This window comes from Streptomyces roseicoloratus (genome assembly GCF_004117935.1).
In the GTDB taxonomy this organism is placed as follows: Bacteria; Actinomycetota; Actinomycetes; order Streptomycetales; family Streptomycetaceae; genus Streptomyces; species Streptomyces roseicoloratus.
In genome coordinates, this window is sequence record NZ_SDOY01000031.1 from 1 (window position 1) to 11,364 (window position 11,364).

At 73.4% G+C, this 11,364-nt stretch carries 7 protein-coding genes; 3 read left to right on the plus strand and 4 right to left on the minus strand.

Annotation, left to right across the window (positions count from 1 at the left end; translation table 11 throughout):
- Positions 1 to 105: 105 nt before the first annotated feature.
- A complete protein-coding gene (locus ESG85_RS02485; RefSeq protein WP_128976347.1) occupies positions 106 to 2,646 on the minus strand; it encodes a glycoside hydrolase family 31 protein in 2,541 nt (846 codons plus the stop codon).
- Between the two features lie 217 nt (positions 2,647 to 2,863).
- Between ESG85_RS02485 and ESG85_RS02490 the strand changes: the two genes are divergently transcribed.
- Complete coding sequence (locus tag ESG85_RS02490; protein WP_128976348.1) at positions 2,864 to 4,834, plus strand: acetoacetate--CoA ligase; 1,971 nt, start codon at positions 2,864 to 2,866, stop codon at positions 4,832 to 4,834.
- A 171-nt stretch (positions 4,835 to 5,005) separates the two neighbouring features.
- Here ESG85_RS02490 and ESG85_RS02495 read toward each other — a convergent pair whose 3' ends face one another.
- Positions 5,006 to 6,325, minus strand: coding sequence for an aminotransferase class I/II-fold pyridoxal phosphate-dependent enzyme (locus ESG85_RS02495; RefSeq protein ID WP_128976349.1), 1,320 nt, complete (start codon positions 6,323 to 6,325; stop codon positions 5,006 to 5,008).
- Positions 6,326 to 6,372: 47 nt separating this feature from the next.
- Between ESG85_RS02495 and ESG85_RS02500 the strand changes: the two genes are divergently transcribed.
- Positions 6,373 to 7,668 carry an MFS transporter gene (locus ESG85_RS02500; protein WP_281287982.1) on the plus strand — a complete coding sequence of 432 codons (1,296 nt, stop codon included), beginning with the start codon at positions 6,373 to 6,375 and terminating at the stop codon, positions 7,666 to 7,668.
- 43 nt (positions 7,669 to 7,711) lie between these two features.
- A complete protein-coding gene (locus ESG85_RS02505; protein ID WP_128976350.1) occupies positions 7,712 to 8,659 on the plus strand; it encodes a hypothetical protein in 948 nt (315 codons plus the stop codon).
- Between the two features lie 69 nt (positions 8,660 to 8,728).
- On the opposite strand, the gene ptsP is transcribed toward ESG85_RS02505, so the two are convergent.
- Together ptsP and ESG85_RS02515 are read right to left on the minus strand one after the other, a co-directional pair.
- The gene (gene ptsP, locus ESG85_RS02510) at positions 8,729 to 10,399 is read right to left on the minus strand and encodes a phosphoenolpyruvate--protein phosphotransferase (protein WP_128976351.1); all 1,671 of its coding nucleotides are present in this window, start codon (positions 10,397 to 10,399) and stop codon (positions 8,729 to 8,731) included.
- 81 nt (positions 10,400 to 10,480) lie between these two features.
- Positions 10,481 to 10,930 (minus strand): PTS sugar transporter subunit IIA, encoded by a 450-nt coding sequence (locus ESG85_RS02515; protein ID WP_128976352.1) that lies wholly within the window; start codon positions 10,928 to 10,930, stop codon positions 10,481 to 10,483.
- Between the last annotated feature and the right edge of the window lie 434 nt (positions 10,931 to 11,364).

Sequence of the window (11,364 nt, forward strand, 5' to 3'; positions counted from 1 at the left end):
GGGCTGCCCGCGCCCGCGCCCGAGCCGGGGCTTTCCGGGCCTGAGCCGCGCCCGGGCTGACCGAGCCCGAGCCCGACCGCACGGGCGCGCCCCCGGCTGCCGCTGCTACACCCGGCCCCGCACCCGCACCGGCAGTTCCGCCTCCCGCGCGCCCTCGTCGGTGACCCGCTCCACCACGACGCGGCCGTCCACCACGCGCGACTGGTAGCGCTCGATATCGGCCGGCTCCCAACCGTCCCCGGCGTCCCGCACCACCAGCCCGCCACCTGTGCGCCCCGTGGCCGGCGCCCACACCTCCAGAGCCGGCTCGTCACTCCCGCCCTGACCCCCGCCCCCGTCGCCGCGGACCGGGATCACCGCGCCCGCGCGGGCCAGCACCGGCACCCGGGAGAGCGGCGCGTCGAGCAGCACCTGCCCCGGGCCCTCGTACGCCTCGCCGGTCGCCGTGTCGTACCAGCGACCGCGCGGCAGCCGCACCGCGCGCCGGTCCGTGCCCCGCGACAGCACCGGAGCGACGAGCAGCGAGTCGCCGAGCAGGAACGCGTCCTCGCAGTCCCGCAGCGCCCGGTCCTCCGGCGTGCCCCACCACACCGGACGCACGTACGGCGCACCCGTCAGCCGGGCCAGTCGTGACAGCGTCACGAAGTACGGCCGCAGCCGCTCCCGCTCGGCCAGTGCCGCGCGCGCGTGCTCCAGGACCTCGGGACCGAACTCCCACGGCTCGCGCCGCCCCGCGTCGAAGGCCGCGTGCGTACGGAACAGCGGCAGCCACGCGCCCAGCTGGTACCAGCGCAGGAACAGCTCCGGCGACGGACTCCCGTCGAACCCGCCCACGTCGGGGCCCGAGTACGGCACCCCGCACAGCCCGAGCCCCAGGACCAGGGCCAGCGAGGCCCGCAGCCCCGGCCAGCCCGTCGCCACATCGCCCGACCAGGTCCCGCCGTACCGCTGCATCCCCGCCCACCCGGAACGCGAGAACAGGAACGGCCGCTCCTCCGGACGCAGCCGGCGCAGCCCCTCGTACCCGGCACGCGCCATCGCGACCCCGTACACGTTGTGGGCCTCGCGGTGGTCGCCGCCCCGGCCCTCCAGCGCGTGCCGGGCCGAGCGCGGCAGGGTCGGGTCGCCGAACGGCGCGAAGGACACCGGTTCGTTCATGTCGTGCCACACCCCGGAGAAGCCCTGCCGCAGCCGCTCCTCGTACAGACCGCCCCACCACTCCCGCGCCGCCGGGTCGGTGAAGTCCGGGTAGGCGCAGTCGCCGGGCCACACCACGCCGTGGACCTCCTCGCCCCGGTCGTCCCGCACGAACGCCCCGGCCGCCCGCCCCGCGTCGTACACCGGGTCGCCCGGCGCCGCCTTCACCGCCGGGTCGACGATCGACACCAGGCGCACCCCGCGTCCGCGCAACTCCGCCGCGAGCCCCGGCAGGTCCGGGAACCGCTCCCGGTCCACGGTGAACACCCGGTGCCCGTCGTAGTGGTCGATGTCCAGGTGCAGCACCGACAGCGGAAGGCCCCGGTCCCGGTAACCGTCGACCACCCGCCGCACCTCCCGCTCGCTGCCGAAGCCCCAGCGCGCGTGCTGCGGCCCGAGCGCCCACGACGGCGGTAGCGCCGGCGCGCCGGTGAGCGCCGCCCAGCCGTGCAGCACGCGCGCGGGGGTGCCGACCACCACCCAGCAGCGCAGCGGGCCGCCGTCCATCCGCACCTCGCCGGTGCCGGGCCGGTCATGACCGGAACCCGCGCCCTCCTCGCCCTCGGCGAGGACCACCCGGCCGTCCCAGGAGTTGTCGTAGAAGGCCAGATGCGTGCTGGCGTCCGCGACGACCAGCTGGACCGGCATGGTGATGTACAGCGGGTCGTCGCCGGGGGAGAAGGGGGACGACGGGTCGGTGTTCCACAGCCGGTACGAGCCGTCGCGCAGCCGCGGCCCGGACGCCCGCCCGCCGAGCCCGAAGAACCGCGCGTCCGCCGCCACCTCACTGCGCTGCACCCACCGAGCGGCCACGCCTCGGCCACGCCCTCCGCCGCGCGGACCGGTCCCCTCGCGCGGACCGACCCCCTCTCGCGCGCCTGCCTCGTCCCGCGCGCCGACCTCGTCCCGCGCGCCTGCCCCGTCCCGCGTACCGACCTCGTCCCGAGCGCCTGCCTCGTCCCGCGCACCGCCGCCGTCCCCGTCCCGCACCGGCTCCCACCAGCGCGGCGGCAGGTCGCGGCGGAGCAGCACGCCACCCGGGGTGCGCACCTCCACCGCGCCGTGCCGGGAGACCGTGACCGTGACCCGCTCCGACACCACCCGCCAGCCGCCGTCCGTGTCCGGTTCCAGGACGGCACGCGGGTCGGGCTCGGGCGGCTCGCCGGCGAGCGCGTACGAGGGCAGCGGTCCCGCCCCGTCCCAGCCCCAGAAGACGGTGCCGCCGGCCGACACCGAGATCCGCAGCTCGGAGCGTGCGAACCGAAGGGTCCCGCCGCCCGGTGCCGGTTCCGCCCCGCCCACCGGTCCCGGCACCCGGGCCCGCTCCGCGCCTCTCGGCGGCAGCGCCCGCGCGTCGGCGCGCCGCTGCCGCCACGCCGAGCGGACCGCCCGCAGCCCCTGTACCGACCCGATCACCTTCATCGAACGCACCAGTCCACGACCGTCCATGTGGATCACCCTGCCATCAGGGGCAGACCGCGCGAGGTGCGTTCAACTGGCGTTCACCCGTGGTGGGAGCACACAATCGGCCACCGGACCATGGGCGGGGAACCCTGGTGCGAAAACGGATCACATGGCATCGTCCCTGTCAGCCGCGTCACGCGCACACCCCCGCACGTGCGCGCGACACACGCAGACCCGCGTACAGCCAGGGAGCCGACCCGACATGACATCGCAGACCGAGCCGCTGTGGCAGCCGGACGAGGACCGCGTCTCCGCGGCCGCCGTCACCCGCTTCCAGGCCTGGGCGGCCGAGCGCCACGGCGCTCCCGCCCACGGCGGCTACGAGGCCCTGCACCGCTGGTCCGTCGAGGACCTCGAGGGCTTCTGGGCGGCCGTCGCCGAATGGTTCGACCTCCGCTTCGCCACCCCCTACGAGCGCGTCCTGGGCGACCGCTCCATGCCCGGCGCCGAGTGGTTCCCGGGCGCCACCCTCAACTACGCCGAGCACGCCCTGCGCGCCGCCGAGGAGCGGCCCGACGCCACCGCGCTGCTCCACGTCGACGAGACGCACGAGCCGCGTCCGATCACGTGGGCCGAGCTGCGCCGTCAGGTCGGCTCGCTCGCCGCCGAGCTCCGCCGACTCGGCGTACGGCCCGGCGACCGCGTCAGCGGCTACCTGCCGAACATTCCCGAGGCCGTCGTCGCCCTCCTCGCGACCGCCGCCGTCGGCGGCGTGTGGACCTCCTGCGCCCCGGACTTCGGCGCCCGCAGCGTCCTCGACCGCTTCCAGCAGGTCGAGCCCGTCGTCCTGTTCACCGTCGACGGCTACCGCTACGGCGGCAAGGAGCACGACCGCCGCGACACCGTCGCCGAGCTGCGCGCCGAACTGCCGTCGCTGCGCGCCGTCGTGCACATCCCGCTGCTCGGCACTCCCGCCCCCGAAGGCGCGCTTGCCTGGCCGGAGCTGACCTCCGCCGACACCCAGCCGGTCTTCGAGCACGTGCCGTTCGACCACCCGCTGTGGGTGCTCTACTCCTCCGGCACCACCGGTCTGCCCAAGGCGATCGTGCAGTCCCAGGGCGGCATCCTGATCGAGCACGTCAAGCAGCTGGGCCTGCACTGCGACCTCGGCCCGGACGACGTGTTCTTCTGGTACACCTCCACCGGCTGGATGATGTGGAACTTCCTCGTCTCCGGTCTGCTCACCGGCACCACCGTCGTCCTGTACGACGGCAGCCCGGGCTACCCCGACACCGGCGCCCAGTGGCGCGTCGCCGAGCGCACCGGCGCCACCCTGTACGGCACCTCCGCCGCGTACGTGATGGCCTGCGCGAAGGCCGGCGTGCACCCCGCCCGTGACTTCGACCTCTCGCGGGTGAAGTGCGTGGCCACCACCGGCTCGCCGCTGCCGCCCGACGGCTTCCGCTGGCTGCACGACGAGGTCCGCGAGGACCTGTGGATCGCGTCCGTCAGCGGCGGCACCGACGTCTGCTCCTGCTTCGCCGGCGCCGTGCCGACCCTCCCGGTCCACATCGGCGAGCTCCAGGCCGCCTGCCTCGGGACCGACCTGCAGTCCTGGGACCCGTCGGGCAAGCCGCTCGTCGGCGAGGTCGGCGAGCTGGTCGTCACCAACCCGATGCCGTCGATGCCGATCCGCTTCTGGAACGACCCGGACGGCAGCCGCTATCGCGACAGCTACTTCGAGATGTTCCCGGGCGTCTGGCGGCACGGTGACTGGATCACGATCACCGACCACGGCTCCGTCGTCATCCACGGCCGCTCCGACTCCACCCTGAACCGCCAGGGCGTCCGTATGGGAAGCGCCGATATCTATGAGGCCGTCGAGCGTCTGCCGGAGATCCGCGAGTCGCTCGTCATCGGCCTGGAGGAGCCGGACGGCGGCTACTGGATGCCGCTGTTCGTCCACCTCGCCGACGGCGCGACCCTGGACGACGAGCTGATCGGCCGCATCAAGAGCACGATCCGCGCCGAACTCTCCCCGCGGCACGTCCCCGACGACATCATCGAGGTCCCGGCCGTCCCGCACACCCTGACGGGCAAGCGCATCGAGGTCCCGGTCAAGCGTCTCCTCCAGGGCACGCCGATGGCGAAGGCCGTCAACCCGGGCTCGGTCGACAACCTCGACCTGCTGCGCTTCTACGAGGAGCTGGCGGCGACGCGCCGCGCCTCCTGAGCCACCGCGCCCGGGTCGTCCGGGGCGTGTCCGGCCCTCCACCGCCGGACACGCCCCGACCCGTCCCCGGGCGCCCGCCCCGCCTCGCCTGCCTCGTCCGACGACGCCTGGGGCGTGTGTCGAAAGTCCCGCCTGACCTTCGGGCAGACGACGCTCCTTTCGACACACGCCCTAACCGCCGTACACGGCCTGCCGATCGCGCAGGACGTCCGCGAAGTCCCGTGCCAGCCGTTCCGCGTCCTCCGGCAGGAGCAGTGCCGTCGAGATCCGTACGGCCGTGGGCGTGACGATCCGGAACCGCGACCCGGCCGCCACCCACCAGCCGTGCGTGCGCAGCCCGTTCACCACCGCCGACTCGTCGCGCACCGGCACCCACACGCCGATGCCGCTCGCCCCCGTCGCGCGGATGCCGTAGGAGCCGAGGGCGTCGATCAGCGCCAGGCGGCGCTTCGTGTACGCGGCCTCGCCGGCCGCCACGAGCCGCGCGACCGCGGGGTCCGACATCAGCCCGACCAGCGTCTCCTGCAGGATGTGGCTGACCCAGCCGGACGTCATGAGCATCCGCCCGTCGTGCCGGGCGATCGTCACCGGATCACCGGCCATGCCGGCCCACCGCAGGTTGATGCCCAGCCGCTTCGAGACGGTGCGCACCTGCGCCCACCGGCCCAGGCCCGCCGCCGCCAGTGTCGGTGCGACGGGGCCCTCGATCTCCACCGTGTAGTCGTCCTCCACGACCAGCACCTCGGGGAACTCCCTCAGCAGAGAAACGAGTTCGTCGCGCCGGGCGCGGGTGAAGGAGGCTCCGGTGGGGTTCTGCGCGCGCGGTGTGCACACCACCGCCCGCACCCCGGACCGCAGCGCCGCGCGCAGGGCGTCGGGCGTCATGCCCTCCTCGTCCACGGCGACCGGCACCATCCGCAGGCCCAGGGCCGGCACGAGGTCCAGGAGGTGGTGGAAGCCGGGGTCCTCCACCGCCACCGCGTCACCCGGCCGCAGTTCGACGGAGAGCAGCCGCGCGATGCAGTCGAGCGCGCCGTGGGCGAAGGTCACCCGCTCCGCCGGCACGCCGTCCCGCGCGAACCAGGCCCTGGTCAGTTCCTCGAGGGCGGGAAGCCGGGGCGACGCGCGGTGCGAGCCGAACGTCGGATGGACCTCGGCCGGCGGCCTGAGCACCGGCAGGAACGCGGGGTCGGGATGCCCGCCGGCCAGGTCCACCAGCCCCGGTGGCACCTGGGGCGGCCGCCGCGAGGCCACAGAGGGAGCCTCCGCGACCACCGTGCCGCCCCGGCCGCGCGTGACCACCAGACCGCGCCGCCGCAGTTCCTTGTACGCGGTCGCGACGGTGCCCGGGCTGACGCCGAGGTCGTCGGCGAGCCGCCGTACCGGAGGCAGCGCGTCACCCGGCGCGAGTTCGCCCTCGGAGATTCCGCGTTCGACGGACGCGGCAATCCCCTTGGCCGTCGTCCCACTGATCGAATATTGTGTTGCCACGTACCGAACTATGTATCAATACATAACTCGCGTCAAGGGGGAATCGAGTGAGCCACCCGACCTCGTGGCACCGCACCGTGCTCGACCGCGTACCCGGCGGACGAGACGGCCGCCGCATGCTCGTCGTCAGCATCATCGACAAGACCGGCACCGGCCTCTGGGCCACCTGCACCGCCCTGTACTTCACGTACGTCTCCGGACTCGGCCTCGCCCAGGTCGGCCTCCTCATGACCATCTCCGGCGGCGTCGGCATCGCCGGCGCCCCCGTCGCCGGCCGCCTCGCCGACCGCCTCCCCCTCGTCCGCCTCATCGCCGGCGCCCAACTCATGCGCGGCGCCTCCCTCCTCGCCCTCCTCACCACCGACGACTTCCTCCTCCTCACCCTCTTCTCCGCCCTCGGCGCCCTGCCCGACCGCGCCGGCAGCGTCCTCATCAAGCTCTACGCGGCCCGCCTCGCCGGCACCGAACGCGTCCGCTACCAGGCCATCCAGCGCACCACCGTCAACATCGGCTGGTCCATCGGAGGCCTCGGCGCCGCCGCGGCCCTCGCCACCGGCAGCACCCGCGCCTACGGCCTGCTGCTCATCGGCAACGTCATCAGCTACGCCGTCATCGCCGCCCTCACCCTGCGCTGCGCCGAGCCGCCCGCCCCGGCCTCCCGCATCGCCGCCACCTCCGCCGACGCCCCCAGGGCACGGCCCGCCGGCCCCTGGCGCGACCGCACCTTCCTCGGCTACACCGCCACCGACGCCGCGCTCTTCCTCGACGACACGATCCTCCAGGTCGCCGTCCCGCTCTGGATCGTCCACGCCACCACCGCCCCCGTCGGCCTCGCCCCGCTGCTCCTGGTGCTCAACACCGTCCTCGTCGTCCTCTTCCAGGTCCCCCTCGCCCGCTTCGCCGCCACCACCCAGGCCGCCCGCCGACTCCTCGGCCCGCTCGCCGTACTCTTCCTCCTCGGCACCCTCGCCCTCGCCGCGTCCGCGACCGGCGGACCCGCCGTCGCCATCACCGCGCTCGTCGCCGCCGTCGTCGCGCTCACCTTCGCCGAGATCCTCCACGCCACCGCCTCCTGGGAACTCTCCGTCGCCCTCGCCCCCGCCGAGGCCCAGGGCGCCTACCTCGGCGTCCACGGACTCGCCCACTCCTCCCAGCGCTTCGCCGGCCCCGTCCTCGTCACCGGCGTCATGGCCGCAGGGCCCCTCGCCTGGCCGCTCCTCGGCCTCGCCCTCGTCGGCGCCGCCGCCGCACAGCACCGGGTGACCCGCGACCGGCTCGCCGCGCCCGAACCCGGACCCGAAGCGTCGTCACTGTCAGTGCCCACGGCTACGGTGAGTGAGTAGTCCATGGCGACACCAGCGCCCATGGCAGCACCCAGGGGGAGACATGACCGAGAACCACACCGACCACCACGCCACCGACGACCGCACCGCCCACCGCGCCCGCCGCCGCACCACCGACACGAACCTGCGCCGCGCCCTGCGCCGCGAGACCGCCGGCACCCTCGCCCTCCTCGCCGACGAGGACGACTTCACCACCATGCGGCAGTACGAGACCTTCGCCTTCGACGACCACGCCCGATACCTGGACCACGCCGAAGACCTCCTCCACACCCTCACCACCCACGGCGGCCACACCACCGTCGCCCTCTTCGACCCCGAGGACTACGCCGACTACTGCGCCGACACCGCCCTCGACCCCGACCACCCCGCCAGCCGCGCCCGCTACACCGCCGAACGCGCCGCCACCGGCCCCCGCGTCACCTACACCGGACAACCCCTCACCACGCTCGTCCCCACCCTCATCGACACCGCCGTCCGCCGCGCCACCTGGGAGTACGCCACCACACTCCTCGCCGAGACCGGCCCCTGCGCCGACTGCGGCCAGGACATCGGCCGCGCCTCCTTCGACCGCGCCTCCCAACTCCTCCTCCTGCTCCTCGACGCCGCCGGACCCGGCACCCACCGCCTCGTCTGCAGCGTCCCCGCCGAAGGAGATCAGCTCATCGCCACCCTTCACGTCACCCGCGAATCCACCGGACCCGCCCGCATGGACAGTTCCGAAGGCGCCGAATTCGTCACCGTCCTCGCCGCCGGCCTCGCCCTGAACAGCCCCGGCGGCCTCGTCCTGCGCACCACCACACCCGGCGACCGGGACCGCCTCCACGGCTGGCGCCTCCACGCCGGACAGCTCCGACCCCTCACCGAGGCCCAGGTCTTCGACGCGTACTGCACCGACGCCCGCACCGGCGAACCCATCGCCCCCGAGCCCCGCGTCGACTACCGCCCCGGCTTCCTCCTCACCCCACCCCACGACGACACCCACCCCCACTGACGCCGAAGGGGCTCCCCGCCGACCTGGCGGGAAGCCCCTTCGAACCGTTCTACGGCCGGCGGCCCGGGATCACTCCCCGGACAGCACCGCCTGCGCGGCCATCCGCGCGTCATGCGCCGTATCCGCCGCACGCGCCGCGGCCGCCGCACGCTCGCACTGCGCCAGCGTGTACTTGGCCAGCGTCGCCCGCACATACGGAATCGACGCCGCACCCATCGACAGGGAGGTCACACCCAGACCCGTCAGCACACACGCCAGCAGCGGATCCGACGCCGCCTCACCACAGACACCACAGCTCTTGCCCTCGGCCTTCGCCGCCTCCGCGGACAGCGCCACCAGGTCGAGCAGCGCCGGCTGCCACGGATCCTGCAGCCGCGACACCGCACCCACCTGACGGTCGGCCGCGAACGTGTACTGCGCCAGGTCGTTCGTACCCAGCGACAGGAACTCGACCTCCTGCAGGATCGAACGCGCCCGGAGCGCGGCGGACGGAATCTCCACCATCGCACCGAACTTCGCCCGCAACCCCGCCTCACGGCACGCGTCGGCGAAGGCCTTCGCATCCGTACGGTCGGCCACCATCGGCGCCATGACCTCCAGATGCACCGGAAGCCCCTCGGCGGCCTTCGCCAGCGCGGTCAGCTGCGTCCGCAGCACCTCCGGGTGGTCGAGCAGGGTTCGCAGACCCCGCACGCCCAGCGCCGGGTTCGGCTCGTCCGCCGGCGTCAGGAAGTCCAGCGGCTTGTCCGCACCCGCGTCGAGCACCCGCACGACCACCCGGCCCTCGGGAAACGCCTCGAGCACCGCACGGTAGGCCTCGTACTGCTTCGCCTCGGACGGCGCCTGCTTGCTGTCGTCCAGGAACAGGAACTCCGTACGGAACAGACCCACGCCCTCGGCACCGGCCTCGACCGCCGCCGGAACGTCCGCGGGCCCGCCCACGTTCGCCAGCAACGGCACCTTGTGCCCGTCCGACGTCGCACCGGGACCGCTGGAAGCGGCGAGAGCGGCCTTCCGCTGTTCTGCGGCCCGGGTCAGCTCCGCCTTCTTCTCCTCGCTCGGATCCACGAAGATCTCGCCCGTGGAACCGTCCACCGCGATGACCGTGCCCTCGGCCAGCTCACCCGCACCCGGCAGCGCGACCACGGCCGGCACGCCCAGCGCACGCGCGAGGATCGCGCTGTGGCTGGTCGGCCCGCCCTCCTCGGTCACGAAACCGAGCACCAGCGCCGGATCGAGCAGCGCCGTGTCGGCAGGCGCCAGGTCCCGCGCGATCAGCACGTACGGCTCGTCACTGTCCGGCACACCCGGCATCGGCACGCCGAGCAGGCGCGCCACGATCCGGTTCCGCACGTCGTCCAGGTCGGCCACCCGGCCGGCCATGTACTCACCGGCACCCGCTAGCAGCTCCCGATAGTGCGAGAACGCGTCGAAAACGGCCCGCTCGGCCGTGCTGCCGACCGCGACCCGACGGTCCACGTCGGCCATCAGCTCCGGGTCCTGCGCGATCATCGCCTGCGCCTCGAGCACCGCCTGGGCCTCGCCGCCGGCCAGATTGCCGCGCGCATTCAGGTCCGCGGCCACGGCCTCGACGGCCTGACGGGCGCGCCCCTGTTCGCGCTCCGCGTCGTCGGGGCCGATCTGCTTGGCCGGCGGCTCCAGGACCGCCGTGCCCATGTGCCGGACCTCGCCGATCGCCACCCCGTGGCTGACGCCGACGCCTCGCAGCGTTGTCTCCATCTCACCCGTCTCCGGTAGTGCGGCGGCCGGGCCGCCGCGTCGAATGTCGTCTGCGCGCTCGTCAGAAGGACGAGCCGGCGGTCAGCTCCAGGAGAAGAGCGCGTCGCCGGCCTTCACGTCCCCGTCCTCGCGGAGATCGGAGAGGGAGTCGGCCGTGGCCTCCAGAGCCACGATCGGGCAGATGGCGGACTTGCCGGCGGCCTCGACGTCGGCCGGGTTCCAGCGCACGACGGCCTGTCCGCGCGTCACGGTGTCCCCCTTGTTCACCAGCAGCTCGAAACCCTGTCCGTTGAGCTGCACGGTGTCGATGCCGAGGTGGGTCAGCACGCCGTGGCCCTCGCTGTCCACGACGACGAAGGCGTGCGGGTGAAGAGAGACGACGACACCGTCGACGGGCGAGACGGCCTCGGAGGGCTCACGCACGGGGTCGATGGCGGTGCCGGGACCGACCATCGCACCGGAGAAGACGGGGTCGGGTACTGCGGCGAGACCGATGGCGCGTCCAGCGAGTGGCGACGTCACGGTTGTCATGGGAAGCCTCCCAGGGGCGGAGATTGTGTGGCGCCGTCACTACCTGTCCTAGGGACGGCGTACTGTTCCGAAGCCTATGTCATGGGTAGTTCCGGTTCCGCACGAGATGTACCAGTTGGCGGACCTAGGGACTACCGCAAGCGATTTGCCTCAGCTGACGTAGGGATGTACTGTCGTACTCCTGCCTGACCCCAACGCGGCATTGAGTCGCGGGTCGGCAGCACCTATCAAGCCAGATCCTAACCCCAGTGGTCTACACCTCTGCGTCCACGCAGGGGGAGTGGTCAGGGGGACGGAAAAAGCCTGGTAGTGTTTGACCCCGCCGAAGGGCCCCCGGGTGAATGCCTGGAAAAGGGACCGGAAAGCACCGAGGAAATCGGATCGGAAAGATCTGATAGAGTCGGAAACGCAAGAACGAAGGAAGCCCGGAGGAA